At 68.9% G+C, this 22,755-nt stretch carries 25 protein-coding genes, 1 tRNA gene and 1 riboswitch; of the genes, 17 read left to right on the top strand and 9 right to left on the bottom strand.

What is annotated here, in order from left to right; genetic code table 11:
• Window positions 1-181 precede the first annotated feature (181 nt).
• Both ACZ6D7_RS03180 and ACZ6D7_RS03175 read left to right on the top strand, forming a co-directional pair.
• Window positions 182-2,533 carry an immune inhibitor A domain-containing protein gene (locus tag ACZ6D7_RS03180; RefSeq protein ID WP_469482790.1) on the top strand — a complete coding sequence of 784 codons (2,352 nt, stop codon included), beginning with the start codon at window positions 182-184 and terminating at the stop codon, window positions 2,531-2,533.
• 121 nt (window positions 2,534-2,654) lie between these two features.
• Complete coding sequence (locus tag ACZ6D7_RS03175; protein WP_469482788.1) at window positions 2,655-2,987, top strand: hypothetical protein; 333 nt, start codon at window positions 2,655-2,657, stop codon at window positions 2,985-2,987.
• A gap of 22 nt (window positions 2,988-3,009) precedes the next feature.
• Here ACZ6D7_RS03175 and ACZ6D7_RS03170 read toward each other — a convergent pair whose 3' ends face one another.
• The gene (locus tag ACZ6D7_RS03170) at window positions 3,010-3,594 is read right to left on the bottom strand and encodes an isochorismatase family protein (RefSeq protein ID WP_469482786.1); all 585 of its coding nucleotides are present in this window, start codon (window positions 3,592-3,594) and stop codon (window positions 3,010-3,012) included.
• A gap of 130 nt (window positions 3,595-3,724) precedes the next feature.
• Window positions 3,725-5,065, bottom strand: coding sequence for a nicotinate phosphoribosyltransferase (locus ACZ6D7_RS03165; RefSeq protein WP_469482784.1), 1,341 nt, complete (start codon window positions 5,063-5,065; stop codon window positions 3,725-3,727).
• 78 nt (window positions 5,066-5,143) lie between these two features.
• Here ACZ6D7_RS03165 and clpS point away from each other — a divergent pair, with 78 nt between their 5' ends.
• The 7 genes from clpS (at window position 5,144) to ACZ6D7_RS03130 (ending at window position 10,189) form a co-directional block, all read left to right on the top strand.
• Window positions 5,144-5,518, top strand: a complete 375-nt coding sequence (clpS, locus tag ACZ6D7_RS03160; protein WP_469482782.1) for an ATP-dependent Clp protease adapter ClpS — start codon at window positions 5,144-5,146, stop codon at window positions 5,516-5,518.
• Between the two features lie 11 nt (window positions 5,519-5,529).
• The gene (locus ACZ6D7_RS03155; protein WP_469482780.1) at window positions 5,530-6,138 is read left to right on the top strand and encodes a DUF2017 domain-containing protein; all 609 of its coding nucleotides are present in this window, start codon (window positions 5,530-5,532) and stop codon (window positions 6,136-6,138) included.
• Window positions 6,139-6,503: 365 nt separating this feature from the next.
• A complete protein-coding gene (locus ACZ6D7_RS03150; protein ID WP_469482778.1) occupies window positions 6,504-7,928 on the top strand; it encodes an amino acid permease in 1,425 nt (474 codons plus the stop codon).
• A gap of 143 nt (window positions 7,929-8,071) precedes the next feature.
• Complete coding sequence (locus ACZ6D7_RS03145; RefSeq protein WP_469482776.1) at window positions 8,072-8,497, top strand: M67 family metallopeptidase; 426 nt, start codon at window positions 8,072-8,074, stop codon at window positions 8,495-8,497.
• A 258-nt stretch (window positions 8,498-8,755) separates the two neighbouring features.
• Complete coding sequence (locus ACZ6D7_RS03140) at window positions 8,756-8,851, top strand: putative leader peptide (RefSeq protein WP_469482774.1); 96 nt, start codon at window positions 8,756-8,758, stop codon at window positions 8,849-8,851.
• Between the two features lie 93 nt (window positions 8,852-8,944).
• The gene (locus tag ACZ6D7_RS03135) at window positions 8,945-9,223 is read left to right on the top strand and encodes a MoaD/ThiS family protein (protein ID WP_057574449.1); all 279 of its coding nucleotides are present in this window, start codon (window positions 8,945-8,947) and stop codon (window positions 9,221-9,223) included.
• 15 nt (window positions 9,224-9,238) lie between these two features.
• Window positions 9,239-10,189, top strand: a complete 951-nt coding sequence (locus ACZ6D7_RS03130; RefSeq protein ID WP_469482772.1) for a PLP-dependent cysteine synthase family protein — start codon at window positions 9,239-9,241, stop codon at window positions 10,187-10,189.
• 74 nt (window positions 10,190-10,263) lie between these two features.
• Here the strand turns inward: ACZ6D7_RS03130 and ACZ6D7_RS03125 are convergent, their stop codons facing one another.
• Complete coding sequence (locus tag ACZ6D7_RS03125; protein WP_469482770.1) at window positions 10,264-10,806, bottom strand: type II toxin-antitoxin system PemK/MazF family toxin; 543 nt, start codon at window positions 10,804-10,806, stop codon at window positions 10,264-10,266.
• 216 nt (window positions 10,807-11,022) lie between these two features.
• Between ACZ6D7_RS03125 and ACZ6D7_RS03120 the strand changes: the two genes are divergently transcribed.
• Window positions 11,023-11,775, top strand: a complete 753-nt coding sequence (locus ACZ6D7_RS03120; RefSeq protein ID WP_469482769.1) for an MBL fold metallo-hydrolase — start codon at window positions 11,023-11,025, stop codon at window positions 11,773-11,775.
• A gap of 107 nt (window positions 11,776-11,882) precedes the next feature.
• Here the strand turns inward: ACZ6D7_RS03120 and ACZ6D7_RS03115 are convergent, their stop codons facing one another.
• On the bottom strand, window positions 11,883-13,133 hold the full coding sequence (locus ACZ6D7_RS03115; RefSeq protein WP_469482767.1) for a PTS transporter subunit EIIC: 1,251 nt from the start codon (window positions 13,131-13,133) through the stop codon (window positions 11,883-11,885).
• A gap of 225 nt (window positions 13,134-13,358) precedes the next feature.
• A complete protein-coding gene (locus ACZ6D7_RS03110) occupies window positions 13,359-14,651 on the bottom strand; it encodes a PTS transporter subunit EIIC (RefSeq protein ID WP_469483018.1) in 1,293 nt (430 codons plus the stop codon).
• Window positions 14,652-14,837: 186 nt separating this feature from the next.
• Here ACZ6D7_RS03110 and ACZ6D7_RS03105 point away from each other — a divergent pair, with 186 nt between their 5' ends.
• From ACZ6D7_RS03105 to rdgB, 4 genes are all read left to right on the top strand, one after another.
• Window positions 14,838-15,071: a PTS sugar transporter subunit IIB gene (locus tag ACZ6D7_RS03105; protein WP_469482765.1), complete on the top strand. Its 234-nt coding sequence runs from the start codon at window positions 14,838-14,840 to the stop codon at window positions 15,069-15,071.
• An 81-nt stretch (window positions 15,072-15,152) separates the two neighbouring features.
• Window positions 15,153-15,890 (top strand): ribonuclease PH, encoded by a 738-nt coding sequence (gene rph / locus ACZ6D7_RS03100; protein WP_469482763.1) that lies wholly within the window; start codon window positions 15,153-15,155, stop codon window positions 15,888-15,890.
• A 139-nt stretch (window positions 15,891-16,029) separates the two neighbouring features.
• The gene (locus ACZ6D7_RS03095; protein ID WP_469482761.1) at window positions 16,030-16,443 is read left to right on the top strand and encodes a hypothetical protein; all 414 of its coding nucleotides are present in this window, start codon (window positions 16,030-16,032) and stop codon (window positions 16,441-16,443) included.
• A 55-nt stretch (window positions 16,444-16,498) separates the two neighbouring features.
• On the top strand, window positions 16,499-17,101 hold the full coding sequence (gene rdgB / locus ACZ6D7_RS03090) for an RdgB/HAM1 family non-canonical purine NTP pyrophosphatase (protein WP_469482759.1): 603 nt from the start codon (window positions 16,499-16,501) through the stop codon (window positions 17,099-17,101).
• A gap of 44 nt (window positions 17,102-17,145) precedes the next feature.
• Here rdgB and ACZ6D7_RS03085 read toward each other — a convergent pair.
• From ACZ6D7_RS03085 to bcp, 3 genes are all read right to left on the bottom strand, one after another.
• Window positions 17,146-17,230, bottom strand: a tRNA-Leu gene (locus ACZ6D7_RS03085).
• Window positions 17,231-17,284: 54 nt separating this feature from the next.
• Complete coding sequence (locus ACZ6D7_RS03080; protein ID WP_469482757.1) at window positions 17,285-18,307, bottom strand: HNH endonuclease; 1,023 nt, start codon at window positions 18,305-18,307, stop codon at window positions 17,285-17,287.
• Between the two features lie 129 nt (window positions 18,308-18,436).
• Window positions 18,437-18,904, bottom strand: coding sequence for a thioredoxin-dependent thiol peroxidase (bcp, locus tag ACZ6D7_RS03075; protein WP_469482755.1), 468 nt, complete (start codon window positions 18,902-18,904; stop codon window positions 18,437-18,439).
• A gap of 134 nt (window positions 18,905-19,038) precedes the next feature.
• Between bcp and ACZ6D7_RS03070 the strand changes: the two genes are divergently transcribed.
• The 3 genes from ACZ6D7_RS03070 to sugE all read left to right on the top strand — a co-directional run bounded on the left by ACZ6D7_RS03070 (window position 19,039) and on the right by sugE (window position 20,271).
• A complete protein-coding gene (locus tag ACZ6D7_RS03070) occupies window positions 19,039-19,368 on the top strand; it encodes a DUF3618 domain-containing protein (protein ID WP_469482753.1) in 330 nt (109 codons plus the stop codon).
• Between the two features lie 106 nt (window positions 19,369-19,474).
• Complete coding sequence (locus ACZ6D7_RS03065) at window positions 19,475-19,777, top strand: GroES family chaperonin (RefSeq protein WP_469483016.1); 303 nt, start codon at window positions 19,475-19,477, stop codon at window positions 19,775-19,777.
• Between the two features lie 64 nt (window positions 19,778-19,841).
• A riboswitch (guanidine-III (ykkC-III) riboswitch) is annotated at window positions 19,842-19,919 on the top strand.
• A gap of 31 nt (window positions 19,920-19,950) precedes the next feature.
• Window positions 19,951-20,271: a quaternary ammonium compound efflux SMR transporter SugE gene (sugE, locus tag ACZ6D7_RS03060; RefSeq protein WP_469482751.1), complete on the top strand. Its 321-nt coding sequence runs from the start codon at window positions 19,951-19,953 to the stop codon at window positions 20,269-20,271.
• Window positions 20,272-20,283: 12 nt separating this feature from the next.
• On the opposite strand, the gene ACZ6D7_RS03055 is transcribed toward sugE, so the two are convergent.
• Window positions 20,284-22,689: a transglycosylase domain-containing protein gene (locus ACZ6D7_RS03055; protein ID WP_469482749.1), complete on the bottom strand. Its 2,406-nt coding sequence runs from the start codon at window positions 22,687-22,689 to the stop codon at window positions 20,284-20,286.
• Between the last annotated feature and the right edge of the window lie 66 nt (window positions 22,690-22,755).

Here is a 22,755-nt window from a genome sequence, read left to right as displayed (position 1 = left end):
TGTCCGCAATGCGAACACCGGCTCCCAATAATGCAGTTGACTTGTCCAAGTCAAGGTCTGTCTTTTCTTTCCAACCAGTAGTCAAATGGCGTCACTTGACTACACGCGTATAACAGCGCGCGGACCTTCCTTGACAGGGATTCCTCCTTCCGCGCGGACGGGCGCGTGAGGGAGGCTTCAAGTGACGAGTAGAACCTGGACGTTCAGGACGGCCGCGACGGTCGTCGCTCTTGCGGCGGCGTCGGCGACGTTCTCGACGTTCGCCGTGGCGCAGGCCGCTGGGAGCGGTGCGGCCCAGGCCGCGGCGGTGGACCGGCAGGATCCGCAGCCTGCCAAGGCCAAGGAGCACGACTTCGACGGCCCGCTCAGCAAGACGCAGGAAGCGCAGCGTCAGGAGGCCCTCCAGCAGGTCATATCCGGCGAGGCGTCGGTCAAGGACCGGGACGGCTCGAAGGTCGTCCAGCTGGAGAGCCGCAAGGGCGACAGCAAGTACGTCGAGCTGGGCCGCGAGAAGACCGACAAGATCTTCACGATTCTTGTCGAGTTCGGCGACCAGATCGACAGCCGCTACGGCGGCACCCCCGGCCCGCTGCACAACCAGATAGCCGCGCCGGACCGCTCGAAGGACAACTCCACGGCCTGGCAGGCGGACTACGACCAGGAGCACTTCCAGGAGCTGTACTTCGGCACCGGCAAGAAGACCGAGTCGCTGAAGAAGTACTACGAGAAGCAGTCCTCGGGCCGCTACTCGGTCGAGGGCGAGGTGACCGACTGGGTCAAGGTCCCCTACAACGAGGCCCGTTACGGCTCCAACAGCGCCTCCACCGGCGCCTGGTACGCGGTCCAGGACGGCGTGACCGCCTGGGTCGCCGAGCGCGAGGCCGCGGGTGCCACGCCCGCCGAGATCAAGGCGGAGCTGGCCGAGTTCGACCAGTGGGACCGCTACGACTTCGACGGCGACGGCGACTTCAACGAGTCCGACGGCTACATCGACCACTTCCAGATCGTGCACGCCGGCGAGGACGAGTCCGCGGGCGGCGGCGCCCAGGGCGCGGACGCCATCTGGGCCCACCGCTGGTACGCCTTCGGTACCGACGCCGGTTCCACCGGCCCGGACACCAACAAGCTCGGCGGCACCGAGATCGGTGACTCCGGCATCTGGGTCGGCGACTACACCATCCAGCCGGAGAACGGCGGCCTCGGTGTCTACGCCCACGAGTACGGCCACGACCTCGGCCTGCCCGACGAGTACGACACCTCCGGCGGCGGCGAGAACTCCACCGGCTTCTGGACCCTGATGTCCTCCGGTTCCTGGCTCGGCACCGGCAAGGAAGCCATCGGCGACCTCCCCGGCGACATGAACGCCTGGGACAAGCTCCAGCTGGGCTGGCTGGACTACGACGTCGCCACGGCGGGCAAGAAGTCCACCCACAAGCTGGGCGTCGCGGAGTACAACACCAAGAACGCCCAGGCCCTCGTGGTCGAGCTGCCGGAGAAGGAGGTCACCACCGAGGTGGTCGCCCCGGCACAGGGTGCCACTCAGTGGTGGAGCGGCAGCGGTGACGACCTGCGCAACACCCTGACCCGCTCGGTCGACCTGACCGGCAAGTCGTCGGCGTCCCTCACCCTCGACGGCTGGTGGGACATCGAGACCGACTACGACTACCTCTACACCGAGGTCTCCACGGACGGCGGCGCCAGCTACACGCCGATCGACGGCACGCTGGCCGACGGCACCGCCATCCCGCGCGACGGCAGCGGCAAGCCGGCCCTCACCGGCACGGTGGACGCCTACCAGAAGCTGACGTTCCCGCTGGACGCCTACGCCGGCAAGCAGATCAGCCTGCGCTTCCGCTACGCCACCGACGGCGGCGTGGCCCAGAAGGGCTTCGCGGCCGACGAGATCACGGTGACGGCGGACGGCGCCGCGCTCTTCTCGGACAACGCGGAGGCGGCGGACGCCGCTTGGACCGCGACCGGCTTCTCGCGTATCGGCGCGTCCATCACGGACGACTACGCGCAGTACTACATCGCCGAGAACCGCCAGTACGTGTCGTACGACAAGACCCTCAAGGTCGGCCCGTACAACTTCGGCTTCTCGACGACCCGTCCGGACTGGGTGGAGCACTACCCGTACCAGAACGGCCTGTTGATCTGGAAGTGGGACACCTCCCAGGCGGACGACAACACCAGCCAGCACCCGGGTGAGGGCCTGATCCTCCCGATCGACTCGCACCCGACCCCGCTGAAGTGGGCCGACGGCAGCGTGATGAACGCCCGTCTGCAGAGCTTCGACTCGCCCTTCAGCTGGTACCGGACGGACGCGATCACGCTGCACAGGGCGGATGTCGCGGTCAAGATCAAGTCGCGTCCGGGTGTCCCGGTCTTCGACGACGGCAAGTCGACGTACTACGACGCGACGACCCCGCTCGCGGGCGTCAAGGTCACTGACACCAACACCTCGATCAAGATCGTCAACGAGCCCCTGAGCGGCTCGACGATCACGGTGAAGGTCGGTCCCTCGACGAAGTAGTCCGTATCGTCGCAGGTCAGAAGCGTATCGGCGGCAACCCCTTGGCGGGTTGCCGCCGGTCGTGTTTAGGTGCGTCCTGTGAATTCCTTATTGACACCGACGCGCACGGGGGTGTGACCGTATGGCCGCAGGAGGCTTCTGCAAGTTGCCCAACGGCAGGGTGGTGGTGGCGCTGAATCTGCCCAGTCCCACCGCCACCGACCCGGCCTCGGGGGTGCGCGTCCTGGTCCACGCCCAGAACCGGGCCCGGGCCCTGACCAGGCTCCGCAACCTCGGCCTGCGCGCCGTCTACCTCCGCGGCAACGCGGCCCCGCCGACCCCGGACGAGATCACGGCCGTACTCCACCACCCGGACGGCCTCATATGGCGCACCACACCTGACAACGGTGTCGTCACCACGGCTCCGGAGCTGTGGCGGCCGATCCGCTCGCTGCTGCGGCCGGCCGCGGCGTAGCTCCCGCCGTGCGTGCGGCGGGTCAGACGACCGGCTTGCCCGACAGTTCGACGCCCGCCTCGCGCAGTTCCTCCAGGGCGCGGTCGGTGGTCTCCTTGGTCACGCCGGCCGTGAGGTCGAGCAGGACATGGGTGCGGAAGCCCTCGCGGGCCGCGTCCAGCGCGGTGGCACGCACACAGTGGTCGGTGGCGATGCCGACCACGTCGACCTCGTCGACCTGGCGGGCCCGCAGCCAGTCGCCCAGCGTCACGCCGTTCTCGTCGGCGCCCTCGAAACCGCTGTACGCGGCCGCGTAGGCGCCCTTGTCGAAGACGGCGTCGATCGCGCCGGAGGCGACCGCCGGCGCGAAGTTCGGGTGGAACCCGACGCCCTCGGTGCCGGCGACGCAGTGCGCCGGCCAGGAGTGGACGAAGTCCGGGTTGTCGGCGAAGTGTCCGCCGGGCGCGATGTGGTGATCGCGGGTGGCGACCACGTGCCGGTATCCGGCGGGGGCCTGCCCGATCAGCTCGGTGATCGCGGCGGCCACATCGGCACCCCCGGCCACCGCGAGGCTGCCCCCCTCGCAGAAGTCGTTCTGCACGTCTACGACGATCAAGGCGCGGCGCATGGTCGGTGTCCTTCGATGGGGGTCCCCCCAGCTCTTCGAGCCTGGGGAGGGTGAAGTAAGCAAGCCTAGAGAGTTTGCGGCCGGTACGGGAGGGGGCGTCACCGGCTGTGCACCGGGCGCCCCCGTCGCGTCAGGGCCGGCCGTGGAGGTACTCCGTGGGGAGGACCGGTTCGCCGCGGGAGAGCTGGGTGGCGGAGAGGGGCAGGTTCGCGAGGACCGCCCTGTGGCGGTCGCGGGCGACGTCCAGGGGCTCGCGGGCGACGACCTCGCCGCCCTTGACCAGTTCCACCAGCAGCTGCCGGTCGGCCAGCTCGGCCGGCACCGCGCCGGTGCCGATCACCTCGGCCTGAGCGACCCCGTCCCCGTCCAGCCGCCGCGCGGCCCACTTGCGGCCGCCGACGGAGGTCTTCCCGCCGGTCGACTTCTTCGCCACCGGCACCAGCGGCGCCTTCGGGTCGGTGGACTCGGCGCGCGCGACCAGCTTGTAGACCATCGAGCAGGTCGGGTGCCCGGACCCGGTCACCAGCTGCGTCCCGACGCCGTAGGCGTCCACGGGCGCCGCGGCCAGCGAGGCGATGGCGTACTCGTCGAGGTCGGAGGTGACGATGATCCGCGTCCCCGTCGCGCCCAGCTCGTCCAGCTGATGGCGTACCCGGTGCGCGACGAGCAGCAGGTCCCCGGAGTCGATACGGACCGCGCCCAGCTCGGGCCCGGCCACCTCCAGCGCCGTCCGGACGGCCTCGGCGACGTCGTAGGTGTCGACGAGCAGCGTGGTGCCCCGGCCCAGCGAGTCCACCTGGGCCCGGAAGGCGTCCCGCTCGCTGTCGTGCAGCAGGGTGAAGGCGTGGGCGCTGGTGCCCACCGTCGGGATGCCGTAGCGGAAACCGGCGGCCAGGTCGGAGGTGGTGGCGAAGCCGCCGACGTACGCGGCGCGGGAGGCGGCGACCGCGGCCAGCTCGTGGGTGCGGCGGGCGCCCATCTCGATCAGCGGCCGGTCGCCGGCGGCCGAGGACATCCGGGAGGCGGCGGCCGCGATCGCGGAGTCGTGGTTGAGGACGGAGAGGATCACCGTCTCCAGCAGCACGCACTCGGCGAAGGAGCCCTCGACCCGCATGATCGGTGAGCCGGGGAAGTAGACCTCGCCCTCGGGATAGCCCCACACGTCACCCGAGAAGCGGTATCCGGCGAGCCAGTCCAGGGTCTCGTCGTCGACGATCGACCGCTCGCGCAGGAAGCCGAGGACGCCGGCGTCGAAGCGGAAGTTCTCCACCGCGTCCAGGACCCGCCCGGTGCCCGCGACGACGCCGTAGCGCCGGCCCTCCGGCAGCCGCCGGGTGAAGACCTCGAACACGCTGCGCCGCTCGGCCGTACCGGCCTTCAGCGCGGCTTGCAGCATCGTCAGCTCGTACTGGTCCGTGAAGAGCGCCGTCGAGGGAACGTCCACCGGCAGCCCAAGGTCCGCTACGTCCACCAAACTCTCCTAGCTATGACTTTCCGGGTGGCCCGGCGCCGGCCGGGGGTCCGGGGGGCGTCCCCCGGTGTGTGCAGCATGGCAAGCATCGTAACCCCATTTCGTCAGTGTGACGATTTCGGCGATGCGTGGCAGCATGGCCATGTGACGTCACCCGCGCCCCTTGAGATCGAACGCACCGAGTCGGCGGAGGAGGCCTTCGCCGTACCCGAGCCCGACGTCCCCTGGGTCACGATCGTCCACAACGACCCGGTCAATCTGATGAGCTACGTGACGTACGTCTTCCAGACGTACTTCGGCTACACCAAGGACAAGGCCACCAAGCTCATGCTCGACGTCCACCACAAGGGCCGGGCGGTCGTCTCCAGCGGAACCCGCGAGGAGATGGAACGCGACGTGCAGGCCATGCACGGCTACGGACTGTGGGCCACCCTCCAGCAGGACCGGAAGTAGCCTCCTCACCCATGCCCGGACACTTCGAACCGCTCCCCGGCGGCGGCGCGGCCGTCGCGCTCGACGACGTCGAGATCTCCATCATCCGGTCGCTGGCCGTACAGCTCCTGGAGCTGATCGGCCCCGGCCCCGCGGAGGACGCCCCCGACGACCCGCTCGCCGAACTGTTCGCCGAGGGGCCGACCGAGCCCCCGGCCGACCCGGTGCTGCGCCGGCTCTTCCCGGACGCGTACACCGACCCGGAGGGCACCCCGGGGCCGCGGCAGGCGGACGAGCAGAAGGCGCACTCGGCGGAGTTCCGCCGCTACACCGAGAACGACCTCCGGGCCGGCAAGCGCGAGAACGCCCTCGCGGTGGTCCGCTCGCTGGACGCGCTCGCCGCGGAGTCGGCCGGTGACGGCGGCGCGGTGCTCGAGCTGACGCCGCAGCAGTCCCGGCAGTGGCTCAGCGCGCTCAACGACCTGCGGCTCGCGATCGGCGCCCGGCTGGAGATCACCGACGAGGACGACACCGATCTCCTCTTCCGGCTGCCGGACGACGACCCCCGCAAGCCGATGGTGATGGCGTACCTGTGGCTCGGCGGCCTCCAGGAAACCCTCGTCACGACCCTTATGCCGTAGTTCGTACGCCTTTCAACCGTCGTTCGCACCCCCTCCTGTTCGCTCAGAGGACACTCAAATCCGGATAACGATCGCGTCACCGCGACAGCCGGGAGTGTCCTCTTTGTGTCTCATTCATCCGCTTCTTCTTGTGCCGTGCGCCACACGTCATACCCGCGATCAATGGTGCGGGCGTGATAAATCTTCACGACCGCCCGGCGAACACCACCCACTGTTCCGCCGGGTGCGCCACCGAGCCGGCGACCGCCGGCCAGGCACGGGCGGGTCCCCACGAGACCGCCCAGCTCCATCAATCCGGGGGGATCGAAACCCGATCCGAGGCCGACGAGAGGCCCGGATCGGCATGGAGAAAGGCGCACCACAACATGACCTCCGCTCAGGTCGACACGGAGAAGACGTCCGAAGAGGGATACGAGCGAGGACTCGGCAGCCGCCAGGTCCAGATGATCGCGATCGGCGGTGCCATCGGCGTCGGCCTCTTCCTGGGAGCCGGGGCGAACATCGCCAAGGCCGGTCCCAGCCTCATCCTGATGTACGCCCTCGCGGGCGCGATCGTCTTCTTCATCATGCGGGCCCTCGGTGAGCTGCTGCTCTACCGGCCCGTCTCGGGCTCCTTCGCGGAGTACTCCCGCGAATTCCTCGGCCCGTTCTTCGGCTACTTCACCGGCTGGACGTACTGGCTGATGTGGGTGGTCACCGGCATGGCCGAGCTGACCGCCGCCGCGATCTACGTCCACTACTGGTTCCCGGACGTCCCGCAGTGGGTGACGGCCCTGGTCTTCCTGGTGATCCTCTTCGGGGTCAACCTGATCTCCGTGAAGGTCTTCGGTGAGCTGGAATTCTGGTTCTCGATGGTCAAGGTCACCGCGCTGATCGGCATGATCGTGATCGGCCTGGGCGTCCTCACCTTCGGCTTCAGCTCCGCCGGCGACACCGCCGCCGTCTCCAACCTCTGGGCCTTCGACGGCTTCTTCCCCAAGGGCATCGGCTCGTCCCTGATGACCCTCCAGGGCGTCATGTTCGCCTACCTCGCCGTCGAGCTGGTCGGCGTCACGGCCGGCGAGTCCGAGGACCCCGAGAAGACCCTCCCCAAGGCCATCAACACGCTCCCGTGGCGTATCGCGCTGTTCTACGTCGGCGCGCTCACCGTCATCCTCTGCGTGGTCAAGTGGACCGAGTTCGCGCCGGGCGTGAGCCCCTTCGTCGCCGCCTTCGCCAAGATCGGCATCCCGGCGGGCGCCGGCATCGTGAACTTCGTCGTCCTCACCGCGGCCCTGTCCTCCTGCAACTCCGGCATGTACTCCACCGGCCGCATGCTGCGGAACCTGGCCGACAGCGGCGAGGCCCCGGCGGCCTTCAGGAAGCTGTCCTCGACCAAGACCCCGGCCCTCGGCATCGCCGTCTCCGTCGCCTTCATGGGCATCGGCGTGGTCCTGAACTACATCGTCCCGGAGAAGGCCTTCGGCTACGTCATGTCCGTCGCCACCGCGGCCGGCATCTGGACCTGGCTGATGATCCTGATCAGCCACGTCCTCTACCGCCGCGCGGTCGTCGCCGGCCGCCTGCCCGCCTCGTCCTTCCCGGCGCCCGGCGGCGCGGTGTGCAGCTGGATCGCCATCGCCTTCCTGCTCTTCGTCACCTGCCTGATCGCCTACGACGCCGACTCGCGCGTCTGCCTGTACGTGATGGCGGGCTGGGCACTCGCCCTCGGCGCCGGCTGGTTCGTCCTCAAGCGCCGCAACCCGCAGATCACGGACCGCGGCGAGCGAGAGCTCCAGAAGGTCGGCTGACCGGCCTCAAGGGCCATCCAGGACGCCCGGCCGCAGGGAGCACTCGTGGCGCCCCCTGCGGCCGCCGCTCAGGGCGTCCGCCATGTGGGCCGTTCCGTACCGCACCTCGGTACGGAACGGCCCCGTTGCTTATCCTGGCGACCATGCTGACCATCACCCAGGACCTCGTCGACCAGATCGTGGCGCACGCGCGCAAGGACCACCCCGACGAGGCGTGCGGCGTCGTCGCGGGCCCGGAGGGCTCGGACCGCCCCGAGCGCTTCATCCCGATGCTGAACGCGGCGATGTCGCCCACGTTCTACGAGTTCGACTCCGGCGACCTCCTCAAGCTCTACCGCGAGATGGACGACCGCGACGAGGAGCCGGTGGTCATCTACCACTCCCACACGGCCACCGAGGCCTACCCCTCCCGCACCGACATCTCCTACGCCAACGAGCCCGGCGCCCACTACGTCCTCGTCTCGACCGCCGACACCGACGGCGGCGGCCCGTTCCAGTTCCGCTCCTTCCGCATCGTCGAGGGCGTGGTGACGGAGGAGGACGTGAAGATCGTCGAGTCGTACGCGTGACCACACGGTCCACCGTGGCCGTGTTCCTGGATCCGCTCGTCGCCGGCCGCGCGCACCAGCCCGCCTCCCGGAAGCCGGCACCGAGCACGCGTGACGACTGCCGCCGCCGCGATGCCGCCGCACGAAGGCCGTCCCGGTCGTGCCGACCCGGCCGGTCCGGCGCCGCTCCAGCCGGACGGTCTCACTCCCCGGCCCGATATCGTCCACGATATGGGATCACATTCCAGGAGCCGGACCGGGAATCGATACGATGAGCCCATGGTTTTGAACGACGTGAGCACGAGGACGCCGGGCGCACTGCTCGTGGCGCGGCTGCACGTCGACCTGTGCAGGCTCGCCAGCGCCATCTGTTGACGCAGGACCCTGCCGCCGTACGGCCGTGCGCCGCGGCGCCGCCTCACATGCACGTACCCCGCGCTGCCCACCTTCCGACAGGAGCCCTGAGCCATGGCCATCGAGGTCCGCATCCCCACCATCCTCCGCCAGTACACCGACGGTCAGAAGGCGGTGGAGGGCAGTGGTGAGACCCTCGCCGACCTGTTCACCGACCTCGAGACCCGGCACGCGGGCATCCACGCCCGCATCGTGGACGACGGCAAGCTGCGCCGCTTCGTCAACGTCTACCTCAACGACGAGGACGTCCGCTTCGTCGACGGCATCGACACCAAGCTGACCGACGGCGACACCGTGACGATCCTGCCGGCCGTCGCCGGCGGCATGGCCTAGGCCCGCTGACCACCGATGCGTTACGACTCCCCGCTGGCCGCGGTGGGCAACACCCCTCTGGTGCGCCTGCCGCGGCTCTCGCCGTCCGCCGACGTCCGCATCTGGGCGAAGCTGGAGGACCGCAACCCCACCGGCTCGGTCAAGGACCGCCCCGCCCTGCACATGGTCGAGCAGGCGGAGAAGGACAGCCGGCTCACCCCCGGCTGCACCATCCTCGAACCGACCAGCGGCAACACCGGCATCTCCCTCGCCATGGCGGCGAAGCTCAAGGGCTACCGCATGGTCTGCGTGATGCCCGAGAACACCTCGCAGGAACGCCGGGACCTGCTCGCCATGTGGGGCGCCGAGATCATCTCCTCCCCGGCCGCGGGCGGCTCCAACACCGCCGTACGCGTCGCCAAGGAACTCGCCGCCGAGCACCCCGACTGGGTGATGCTCTACCAGTACGGCAACCCGGACAACGCTGGCGCGCACTACGCCGGCACCGGCCCGGAGATCCTCGCCGACCTGCCGTCGATCACCCACTTCGTGGCCGGCCTCGGCACCACCGGCACCCTGATGGGCGTCGGCCGCTACCTGCGCGAACACAAGCCGGACGTCAAGATCGTCGCCGCCGAGCCGCGCTACGACGACCTGGTCTACGGCCTGCGCAACCTCGACGAGGGCTTCGTACCCGAGCTGTACGACGCCTCCGTCCTCACCACCCGCTTCTCCGTCGGCTCGGCGGACGCGGTCACCCGCACCCGGGAACTGCTCCAGCAGGAGGGCATCTTCGCCGGCGTCTCCACCGGCGCCGCGCTGCACGCCGCGATCGGCGTCGGGAACAAGGCCGTGAAGGCCGGCGAGAGCGCCGACATCGTCTTCGTGGTGGCCGACGGCGGCTGGAAGTACCTGTCGACGGGCGTCTACACGGCCGCGACCACGGAGGAGGCCATCGAAACCCTCCAGGGCCAGCTCTGGGCCTGACTAACCTGGGGGGCGAGTCTTCCTGCGTGGCAGGTTCTCCTGCGCGGCGAGTTTTTCCTACGTGGCGAGTTTTCCTACGTGGCGAGGTGACGGACCTGGTCCCACAGGACCGGGTCCACCACCCCCACCCGCCGCCGGAAGTCCCCCAGCGGAACCTGCCGCAGCTCGTCGGTCTCCAGAAAGCTCGGCCGCCCCTGCGCGTCACCGACGGCACCCGGCGGCAACGGGATCACCCCGGGCCGCTCGTCGCGGTACTTGCTGGTGATCTTCGCGACCGTCACCCGGTCGCCCCGCACCCCCAGCACCAGACACGGCCGGTCCTTCGCCCGCCCGTCTCCCGCCGCCGCCCCACCCGGCGCTCCCCCGGTGCCGAACGCCTGGGGGGACCCCCATCGCGCGGCCCCTCCTGATTCCGGCCCTTCCTCGAACGGCACGCCGGCCCACCAGATCTCCGCCGGCTGCGGCCGCCCCACCGCGCCCCGCGCCCGCCCCGGCCGGCCCGGCGACCGGCCCCCGCGTCGCGCCGGACGGTGCCCCCGCCCCCAGCCGTCCACGAGCGTGACGAGCAGCGCCAGCAGCACCACCGCCGCGAGCGCCAGCCACCAGGACGTGTCCATGAGGACGACGTTACCGGCGCGGGCACGACAACGCGCGCCCTCCCGCACCCCTCATACGCCCCGGGTCCAGCCGAACCGGTGACAGCACAGGTGAGTTCGCCCACAACAGACCTTGGCGGAGGAGCGACCCGGCGTTTTGCGCCTTACGCTCGACGAACCGCACGACCCCCGTCGCCCCCTATCTCTCGATTTCCCGCCAGCGGAGGTTTCTGCTTTATGAAGCTCACCGTCGTCGGCTGCTCGGGGTCGTTTCCGTCCGCGGAATCGGCCTGCTCGAGCTACCTCGTCGAGGCCGACGGCTTCAGGCTGCTTCTCGACATGGGCAACGGCGCCCTGGGCGAGTTGCAGCGCCACTGCGGTCTCTACGACCTCGACGCGATCTTCCTGAGCCATCTGCACGCCGACCACTGCATCGACATGTGCGCGTACTTCGTGGCGCGCTACTACCGGCACGACGGCGGCCGCTGCGATCCGCTACCGGTCTACGGACCCGAGGGCACGGAACACCGGCTGACCACCGCCTACGCCGACACCCCGTCGGCCTCCTCCATGAGCGAGGTCTTCGACTTCCACACGGTCAAGCCGTCCACCTTCGACGTCGGCCCCTTCACGGTCCACACCGAACGCGTCGCCCACCCGGTGGAGGCGTACGGCATCCGCGTCGAACACGGCGGCAGGTCGCTCACCTACTCCGGTGACACCGGCCTCAGCCCGGCGCTGGAGGAGCTGGCCCGCGACACCGACCTGTTCCTGTGCGAGGCCGCCTTCACGCACGGCAAGGAGAACATCCCCGACCTGCACCTCAACGGCCGCGAGGCGGGCGAGACGGCGACCCGGGCCGGCGCCCGCCGCCTGGTCCTCACCCACATCCCCCCGTGGACCGACCCCCAGATCAACCTCGCCGACGCCCGCGAGGTCTACGACGGCCCCGTGGAACTGGCGGTGCCGAGGGTGACGTACGAGATCTGACCGCCGCGCCCCGCGCGGAGCGCCGTACGAGGTTCAGGCGGACGGTACGCGAGAAGGCCCCCGGATCGTTCCGGGGGCCTTTGTCGTACCTCGACGTGAGCCGTGGCCTACGCCTTGGTGAGGTCCTCGATCTCCTCGTCGGACTCGCGGCCCGGGGTGGGGAGGTTGAACTTGGTGATCGCGAAGCGGAACACGACGTAGTAGATCGCGGCGAAGACCAGACCGATCGGGATGATCAGCCATGGCTTGGTCGCCAGGTTCCAGTTCAGCGCGTAGTCGATGAAGCCCGCGGAGAAGGTGAAGCCCGCGTGCACCCCGAGCGCCCAGGTCACCGCCATGGACAGGGCCGTCAGCACCGCGTGGATCGCGTAGAGCACCGGCGCGATGAACATGAACGAGAACTCGATGGGCTCGGTGACACCGGTGACGAAGGAGGTCAGGGCGAGCGAGATCATCATGCCCAGCACGGCCTTGCGGCGCTCGGGACGGGCGGAGTGGGCGATGGCCAGGGCGGCGGCCGGCAGACCGAACATCATGATCGGGAAGAAGCCGGACATGAACAGACCGGCGCTCGGGTCACCGGCGAAGAAGCGGTTGAGGTCGCCGTGGACGATCTCGCCGGCCGCGTCCTTGAAGTCGCCGAGCTGGAACCAGGAGACCGTGTTCACGAACTGGTGCATGCCGATGGGGATCAGCGCGCGGTTGATCAGACCGAACAGGGCCGCACCGAAGGCACCGAGACCCGTCATCCACTCGCCGAAGTCGGAGATGACCTCACCGATCGGCTCCCAGACCAGACCGAAGAAGACACCCATGAGCGTGCCGACGAACGCCATGATGATCGGCACCAGGCGGCGGCCGTTGAAGAAGCCGAGCCAGTCCACCAGCTTTGTGCGGTGGAAGCGCTGCCACAGCACGGCCGACAGCAGACCCATGATGATGCCGCCGAGGACACCGGGGTTGTTGTAGGACGCGGCTATGTCCGCGCCGTCCTGGATCTTCGCCTCGGTCACCGGGAACGCCTTGAGGACGTTGCTGTAGACGAGGAAGCCGACCAGGGCCGCGAGGGCCGTGGAGCCGTCCGACTTCTTGGCGAAGCCGATGGCGACACCGATGCAGAACAGCAGCGGCAGGTTGTCGAAAATCGCACCGCCGGCCGTGGCGAACACCGCCGTGACCTTGTCGGGCAGGTTCAGCTTGTCGTGGATGTCCTGCTGGCCGAACCGGAGCAGGAGCCCCGCCGCCGGCAGCACGGCGATCGGGAGCTGGAGGCTGCGGCCGACCTTCTGCAGACCCTGGAACAGACCGGATCCCCACTTCTTCGCGGGGGCCGCCGCTGGCGCTGTGGCGGTGCTCATAGACTTCCTCCATCGGTGATGGTCTACACCACTCAGTGGTGTAGACCATGTTGTAGCACGGTGAAGGCGATATAAGGAACCCGTCAAACCTGCAACCGGAGCGCTACGCGCCGTGCCGGATCTTGGACGTTCGCCCGTTATGCGCCGGGCACGCGAAAAGGCCCCCGGAACCGTGTTCCGAGAGCCCCGCGACCCGTGCGGCGACAGGCCGCAGCAGACCTTCGCTCAGGCCTTGGTGACGTCCTCGTGCTCCTCCTCAGGCTCCCGCCCCGGCGTCTTCAGATCGAACCTCGTGATCGCGAAGCGGAACACGACGTAGTACGCCGCCGCGAAGCACAGACCGATCGGAATGATCGCCCACGGCTTCGTCGCCAGGTTCCAGTTGATGACGTAGTCGATCAGACCCGCCGAGAAACTGAAGCCGTCATGCACCCCCAGCCCCCACGTCACCGCCATCGACACACCCGTCAGCACCGCGTGCACCACGTACAACAGCGGCGCGACGAACAGGAACGAGTACTCGATCGGCTCCGTGATCCCCGTGACGAACGACGTCAGCGCCACCGACAGCATCAGCCCGCCGACCTCCTTGCGCCGGCTCGGCCGCGCGCAGTGCGTCATCGCCAGCGCCGCCGCCGGCAGCGCGAACATCATGATCGGGAAGAAACCGGTCGTGAACTGCCCCGCGTCCGGGTCACCCGCCAGGAACATGTTGATGTCACCGTGCACCACCGTGCCGTCCGCCTTGGTGTAACTGCCGAACTGGAACCAGATGGGCACGTTCAGGAACTGGTGCAGACCGATCACCAGCAACGCCCGGTTCGCCATACCGAAGATGCCCGCACCCCACGCGTCCAGCCCGTCCAGCCAGTCGCTGAAGCTCTCCAGAGCGTCACCGATCGGCGGCCAGATCCACAGACACAGCGCCGCGAACCCGATCGCCACGAACGACATGATGATCGGCACCAGCCGCCGCCCGTTGAAGAAGCCCAGCCAGTCCACCAGCTTCGTCCGGTGATACCGCTGCCAGAAGAACGCCGACAGCAGCCCCATCACGATCCCGCCGAACACCCCCGGATTCTCGTAGGTGAACGCCACCGCCGTCTGGTCGACCGACGCGATACAGCCGATGTTCGGGACCGCCTCCGACCCCGACGGACAGTCCTCCGGAAACTGACGCAACACGTTGTAGTAGACGAGGAACCCGGCGACCGCCGCCAGCGCCGTCGACCCGTCCGCCTTCTTCGCCATCCCGATGGCCACACCCACACAGAACAGCAGCGGCAACCCCAGCTCCGAGTTGAGCAGCGCACCACCCGCCCCGGCCATCACCTTCGAGATGTCCGTCCACCCCAGCCCCTCGTCCCCGAACACGTCTGGCTGCCCGAGCCGGTTGAGAATGCCCGCCGCCGGCAGCACCGCGATCGGCAGCTGAAGACTGCGCCCCATCTTCTGCAACCCCTGGAACACCGCGTTCCAACGGGCCCGAGCGGGACTCACCGCGCTGTCGGCACTCATCCGGATCCTTCCGCGGAGGAAGCTGGCTTGGCGACCGCCCACCCGGTGGTGTAGACCAGTCGCGAGACGGTTCCGCTGTCGTGACGCCATCATTCGATACGCACGACACGACCGCTCGCGAAGTTGGGCCAACTGTGGGTTACTGCGACCAAGCGGTTCGCACCAGGGAATTCAGGGAGACCGAACATGGCCACCAAGGCTGAGAAGATCGTCGCCGGGCTCGGCGGCCTCGACAACATCGAAGAGATCGAAGGCTGCATCACCCGCCTGCGCACCGAGGTCTCCGACCCCTCACTCGTCGACGAAGCCGCCCTGAAGGCCGCCGGCGCCCACGGCGTCGTCAAGATGGGCACCGCCATCCAGGTCGTCATCGGCACCGACGCCGACCCCATCGCCGCGGAGATCGAAGACATGATGTGAGCCCGACCCCCGCTCACCACCGAGGGGCTCCTTCCCACCAGGGGAGGAGCCCCTTCCGCAGCTACGGCTAGGCTCGACGCCATGTCACGCATCGACGGCCGCACCCCCGAACAGCTCCGCCCCGTCACCATCGAACGCGGCTGGAGCAAGCACGCCGAAGGCTCCGTCCTCGTCTCCTTCGGCGACACCAAGGTCTTCTGCACCGCCTCCGTCACCGAAGGCGTCCCCCGCTGGCGCAAGGGCAGCGGCGAGGGCTGGGTCACCGCCGAATACTCCATGCTCCCCCGCGCCACCAACACCCGCGGCGACCGCGAATCCGTCCGCGGCAAGATCGGCGGCCGCACCCACGAGATCAGCCGCCTCATCGGCCGCTCCCTGCGCGCCGTCATCGACTACAAGGCCCTCGGCGAGAACACCATCGTCCTCGACTGCGACGTCCTCCAGGCCGACGGCGGCACCCGCACCGCCGCCATCACCGGCGCCTACGTCGCCCTCGCCGACGCCATCACCTGGGCCCAGGGCAAGAAGCTCGTCCGCGCCGGCCGCCAGCCCCTGACCGGCACCGTCTCCGCCGTCTCCGTCGGCATCGTCGGCGGCATCCCCCTCCTCGACCTCTGCTACGAGGAGGACGTCAAGGCCGACACCGACATGAACGTCGTCTGCACCGGCGACGGCCGCTTCGTCGAGGTCCAGGGCACCGCCGAGGCCGAGCCGTTCGCCCGCGAGGAACTCAACTCCCTCCTCGACCTCGCCGTTTCCGGCTGCACCGAACTGGCGTCCATCCAGCGCGCCGCGCTTGATACCGTCCTCGGAAAGTAAAGAGCGCACAAAGAAGGGTGCCGCGCGGGGGCAACCCCGGCGCGCGCCCCGGCGTCTTGGGCAATACGCAGAGCAATACGCAGGGCAGTACGCCGACGGGGGGCCTCCCTGGGGGCCTGACAAAGGGAGGAACACAGCCATGGCCAAGTTCGCGAGCCGAGTACGACACCGAGGCGGCCGCACCGCCGCCGTTGCCGCAACGGCCGTCGCGCTCACACTGGGGCTCACGGTGACCGGCTGCGACGCCGTCAGCAAGGCACTGGACTGCGTCCAGACCGCCGACGCCATCGCCGACAGCGTCACGGACCTCCAGCAGGCCGTGGAGAGCGCCTCGAACGACCCGACCCAGCTCGAGGAGTCCCTCAACTCCATCGACAAGAACCTCGACGAGATCGGCGACAAGACCGACAACGCCGACGTCAACAAGGCCGTCGACGACCTCAGCAAGGCCGTCGGCAACGTCCGCACCGCCGTCGAGAACGGCGACAACACCCCCGACCTCAGCCCGGTCACGGACGCGGCCGGCGAACTGACCAAGGTCTGCACCCCGTAACGAACGGCGGACCGGGGGCCCCGGACACGGGCGGCGAGGACGGGATACTGGGCGCATGACCCGCCTGATCCTCGCCACCCGCAACGCCGGAAAGATCACCGAACTCAGGTCGATCCTCGCCGACGCAGGTCTGCCCCACGACCTCGTCGGCGCGGACGCCTACCCCGACGTGCCCGACGTCAAGGAAACCGGCGTCACCTTCGCCGAGAACGCCCTCCTCAAGGCCCACACCCTCGCCCGGGCCACGGGCCTGCCGGCCGTCGCCGACGACTCCGGCCTCTGCGTCGACGTCCTGAACGGCGCCCCCGGCATCTTCTCCGCCCGCTGGTCCGGCACCCACGGCGACGACCGGGCCAACCTCGACCTCCTCCTCGCCCAACTCGCCGACATCGCCGACGAACACCGGGGCGCCCACTTCGCCTGCGCGGCCGCCCTCGCCCTGCCCGACGGCACGGAACGCGTCGTCGAGGGCCGCCTCACCGGCACCCTGCGCCACGCCCCCGCCGGCACGGGCGGCTTCGGCTACGACCCGATCCTCCAGCCGGACGGCGAGACCCGCACCTGCGCGGAACTGACGGCACAGGAGAAGAACGCGATCAGCCACCGGGGGAAGGCGTTCCGGGGGCTGGTACCGGTGGTTCGGGAGTTGTTGGGCTGAGACACGGGAGAGGGGCCACCCGGCTGGGCGGCCCCTCTTTTGCGTGCGGCCGGTGGGACTCGAACCCACACGGGTGTTAACCCACTGGGACCTAAACCCAGCATGACTGCCAAATTCCATCACGGCCGCTCAAAAACGGTCATCGTGCTCGACCGGCGGCACTCAGTGTACGGGGCTGTCGGGTCACCCGGCGAGTGGGACTCTGCCCTTCTGGCGGCACCACGTCTCCGTAAGCGCATGGCAGTTGGGGCACAGATATCGAAGGTTCTCCCGGCGATTGTCCCGCCAGTTGCCGTTGACGTGGTCGATCTGCAAGGTGATCGGACGCCCGCGCCACTCACCGACGTTGCCGCACTCCACACACGCGTATGGCACCCCAATCTCGATCAGGGCCTGATGAAGTCGGGTCCTGTTCGTCCGTCCAGCTTGCTCCGGCAGGACGACCAGCACTCGATGCGCAGTCGGTGGGGGTGCCGGGCGCTCCGGGCGCCCCCAAGGCCTGCGCTTGAAGTGGCTGGTGTCGAGATTGAGGCGGGAGGCGGCGCGCCGTACGCGCCGGTGATTGGCGTTGTTGACGTCCATGCCGAGACCGCGCATGACATCGGCGTAACTGGTGGCGTTCTGTACCAGGCTCCGCAACTTGTCTTCGGGAATCACCGCACGTCGATTGGAGAAGTGACTGATGTCGATGTGTTGGGCCGCCAGCATGCGACTCAGTGTCGCCCGGGATCTGCTGTCATCGGGAACGCCCAGTGCACGCGCCACGCCACGCACGCTCGTGGCTGCGGATGCGGCTGCCCGGAGTTCGTCCGGAGTGAAGGGCAGGTCCAATTCAGGGCGGCCAATGCCGGGGAAGTGGCTGACGTCGATGCCGGCCGCATCGATGCGGCGTCGGATATGGGAGAGGGTTCCTGTGGCCGGCGTGGCACCCAGCTTCAGGGCCATTTCCCGCAGCGAGGACGATGAGACGGCGGCTTCCGCGATGGCGGCGTCGGGGTACTTGCGCCATGGGCTGCGCTTGACGAAGTGGCTTGTATCAAGTCCGTGACGTGTTATGTGCTCCTGCAGCACCCGCCGTTGGCCGCCGCTCGGGTTGAGGCCGAGCCGCCGCATCAGATCAGTCCAGTTGCGCGCTTCGGCAACCTCCGGCGCGAGCCGTTCCTTGCCGTATGCGTCCGATCGTTCCGATGCGCCCCGCACGTCCATGTACCCCTCCGTCCCCGGCCACCCGTTCGTGGCCCGTACGGAGTAACGAACCGTTTATCGGACGGTCACGCCCGGAACGTGGAGCGGCCCGCGGCGGGGGGTCCCCGTGCGGGCCGTGGGAGTGGAGGGTCAGATACCCAGGTCCTTGATGATCTTGGCCACGTGGCCCGTCGCGCGGACGTTGTACAGGGCGTGTTCGACCTTGCCCTGTTCGTCGACGACGATCGTGGAGCGGATGACGCCCATGTAGGTCTTGCCGTAGTTCTTCTTCTCGCCGAAGGCGGCGTACGCGTCGAGGACCCGCTTGTCGGGGTCGGCGAGGAGGGTGACCTTGAGGGACTCCTTCTCGCGGAACTTGGCCAGCTTCTCGGGGCTGTCCGGGGAGATGCCGATGACGTCGTACCCGGCGCCGGCCAGGAGGTCGAGGTTGTCGGTGAAGTCGCAGGCCTGCTTGGTGCAGCCCGGGGTGAGGGCCGCGGGGTAGAAGTACACGATGACCTTGCGGCCCTTGTGGTCCGACAGGGACACCTCGTTGCCGTCGGCGTCGGGGAGGGTGAAGGCGGGGGCCACGTCCCCGGGCTGGAGTCGCTCGCTCATCGTTCCAGCGTAACCGGGGGTCCTGACAGTGCGATCGCGGGCAGAGCTGACAGACTGTCCAGAACAAGCATCACCAGACAGCATTACCAGACCGCATCACCGGACAAGTACCGGCTTACTTCGGAGGCCTTACCGTGGCGGACACGTCGGACACCAGAACCCCGGCGCAGATCGAGGCGGACATCAGGACCCGCCGAGCGGCGCTGGCCGAGACGCTGGACGAGATCGGGGTGCGGGTGCACCCGAAGACCATTGTCGGGGACGCCAAGGCCAGGGTCGTCGCCAACGTCGACCACACCCTCGGCAGGGCCTATGTGCAGGTCAACCGGGCCGTCACCGACGTACGGGCGAAGTTCGTGGACGACGAGGGCGCACCGCGGCTCGAGCGGGTCGTGCCGGTGGCGCTCGTGATCGTGGGTGTCGTGGGGCTGCTCGTGCTGAGCGGACGGCGCCGCAGGTCCTGAGAGGCGGCCCGGCGGCTGTCCGTACGGCGAAGGCAGGTAGGTTCGAGGCGTGAGCGGTAACAGAAGCGACCAGAGCGGTCCCCAGCACGACAAGCTGCCCATCCGGATGCTGCACGACCGTGTTCTCGTGCGGCAGGACGCCAGTGAGGGTGAGCGGCGTTCCGGCGGCGGCATCCTGATCCCGGCGACGGCGGCCGTGGGCCGTCGGCTGGCGTGGGCGGACGTCGTCGCGGTGGGTCAGAACGTACGGACCGTGGAGCCGGGCGACCGGGTGCTGTACGACCCGGAGGACCGGGCCGAGGTGGAGGTGCGGGGCATCGCCTATGTGCTGATGCGGGAGCGGGATCTGCACGCGGTGGCCGCGGACCGGTTCGAGGGGTCGGAGGACACCACCGGGCTGTACCTCTAGATCGACGGCGAGAAGCGTTCGAAGGGGCTGGTGACCATGGTCACCAGCCCCTTTGGTATTCCTTTGCTAGCTTGGAGGGAGCCAGCCCGACGAGACGCGCCGTACCGGGAAGCCGAAGGCAGGATCGCGAAGACGACGCACCCCCGTTTGTGATCACGTCTCGGAGGTGCCCCATGGCCTGGGTTCTGCTTGTCGTCGCCGGTCTGCTGGAAGTCGGCTGGTCCATCGGTATGAAGTACACCGACGGTTTCACCCGGCTGGTTCCCAGTCTGTTCACCGGTGCCGGCATTGTCGCGAGCATGCTGTTGCTGTCGTACGCCGCCCGTTCGCTGCCCATCGGTACCGCTTACGGCGTGTGGGTGGGGATCGGGGCGGCCGGGGCGGCGGTGGTCGGCATGGTGGTGCTGGGTGAGCCGGCCACCGCCGCCCGGATCTTCTTCGTCTGTCTGCTGCTGGTCGCGGTGATCGGGCTCAAGGCGACCGGCGGTCACTGACGGGGTCGTGTTCTAGTCGGTCTCGCGGCGGGCGGTGAGCTGGGGGTCCGTGCCCGCGATGGTGCCCGCCGTGCCGCCCTCGATGGTGCCGGCGGTCGTGCCGTCCGTGGTCGCGCCGCTGTCGCCGGTGCCGCTGCTGGTGCCCGTGGTGGTGCCCGAGGTGTCCGTGCCGCCGTCGGTGGTGCCGGCGGTGGTGCCGCCGTCCGTGGTGCCGGCGCTCGTGGTGGGGGTGCCGCCGTCCGTGGTGCCGCCGCCGGTCTGGCCCTGGGTCTGGCCCTGCGTCTGGCCCTGGGTCTGGCCATGGTCGTCCTGGCCGCCGGTGGTGGTGCCGTTCTCGTCGGGGGACGTGCTGGGCTCCGCTTCCGTGGCGGGTGCCGACGGGTAGGCGGACTCCTCGGCGCCGTCCTGGAGCTGGAGGCTGAAGTCGCTCGGCGGGGTGCCCTTCAGGGCTTCCTTGGTGAACTGGGCCCAGATCTCGGTGGGCGCGCCGCCGCCGTTGATGCGTTGCAGGCCCATGACGCCGTAGAGGGACTTGTGGGCGGCGGTGGTCGGGTCCTGGCCCATGACGGCGACGACGGTGGCGAGGTCGGGGGTGTAGCCGGCGAACCAGGCGGCCTGGTCCTCCTCCGCGGTGCCGGTCTTGCCGGCGGCGGGGCGGCCGGCGGCCTGGGCGGCGGTGGCGGTGCCGTTCTGGACGACGCTGCGCAGGACGGCGGTGGTGGTGTCGGCGGCCTCGCGGGTGATGACCTGGGAGGCCTTCGGCGAGGGCAGGTCCACGACCTCGTCGCCGTGCTTGGTGACCTTCTTGATGATCGTGTACGTGCCGTGCTTGCCGTGGTTGGCGAGCGTGGCGTACGCCTCGGCCATGTCCAGGACGCTGGCGGTGGCGGTGCCCAGGGCGATGGAGGGGTAGGGCTGGAGGTCGGGGGTGTCGGTGGGCAGGCCGAGGTCGACGGCGGTCTTCTTGACCTTTTCCGGGCCGACGTCGACGGCCATCTGGGCGTACACGGAGTTCACGGACTTGTCGGTGGCGCTGCGCACGGAGATGTCGCCGTAGTTGACGTCGTCCTCGTTGGCGGGGGAGTAGGCGCCGCCGGGCCAGCCCTGGACGGTGCGCTTGTTGGTGCCGTCGTAGATGGTGTTCGGGGTGATGGGGCGGCCGTCCTGGGTCTCGGAGTCGTTCTGGACGGCCGAGGTGAGGACGAACGGCTTGAAGGTGGAGCCGACCTGGAAGTCCCGGCGGGTGGCGTTGTTCGTGTACTGCTTGACGTAGTCGATGCCGCCGTAGAGGGCGAGGATCTCGCCGTTCTTGGGGTCGACGGCGGCGCCGCCGGCGCGGACGTAGGTGTCGACCTTGCGGTTCTTCTTGTCGAGCTTGTCCATCAGCTTGTCGTTGACGGCGTCGACGAAGGCGTCCTGCTTCTTCTTCTCTATGGTCGTGGTGATGCGGTAGCCGCCGGCCTCCAGTTCGTCGGAGGTGACGATCTTGTTGTTCTTCAGGTAGTCCTTGATCGCGGTGACGAGGTAGCCGCGCTGGCCGGACATGCCGGTGTCGGCGCCGGAGGTCTCCTTGGGGGTGGGGAACTTCATGCCCTCGCGCTCGGCGGCGTCCAGCCAGCCCTTGGTGACCATGCCGTCGAGGACGTAGTTCCAGCGGGCCTCGGCGGCGTTCTTGTTCTCGGGGTGGGCGATCACGTCGTACTCGCTGGGCGCGTTGACGAGCGCGGCGAGGTAGGCGCCCTGGGCGGGGGTGAGTTTCATGGCGTCGATGCCGTAGTAGGCCTTGGCGGCGGCCTGGATGCCGTAGGCGTTGCGGCCGAAGTAGCTGGTGTTGAGGTAGCCCTCGAGGATGTCGTCCTTGGACTTCTCGCGGTCGAGCTTGATCGCGATGAAGAACTCCTTCACCTTGCGCTTGGCGGTCTGTTCCTGCGCGAGGTAGTAGTTCTTGACGTACTGCTGGGTGATCGTCGAGCCGGACTGCTTGCCCTTGCCGGTGGCGGTGTTCCAGCCGGCCCGCAGCATGGCCTTGGGGTCGATGGCGGACTCGGTGTAGAAGTCGCGGTCCTCGGCGGCCAGTACGGCGTGCTGGGCGTCCTTGGAGATCTGCGAGAGGTCGACGCTCTCCCGGTTGATCTGGCCGTCACGGGCGATCTCGGTGCCGTCCGCGTACAGATAGACGTTGGACTGCTTGGTGGCGAGCGCGTTGGCCGGCGGGATCTTGACCATGGAGTAGCCGACGAAGAACAGGCCGACGAGCAGCAGGACTCCGAGGACGAACGTGCCGAGTACCATCCGCCAGGTGGGGATCAGGCGCCGCCAGCCGGTGCGCTTGGGTCGCTTCGGCTTCGTGCCGTCCCCCTCGGGTTCACCCGGTGCCAAGCCCTCGGTCGGCTGCTGCGGCTGTGGCTCGTCGCTCATGTGCTGCTCGGACTCCTGTTTCGCGTCGTACGTCCACGTACGTCTCGTACGCGTTCTGCGCCCCCT

Source organism: Streptomyces sp. NPDC041784 (genome assembly GCF_055591025.1).
The sequence above is the reverse complement of the archived record's forward strand: the minus strand, read 5'-3'. Positions and strand labels throughout refer to the sequence as shown.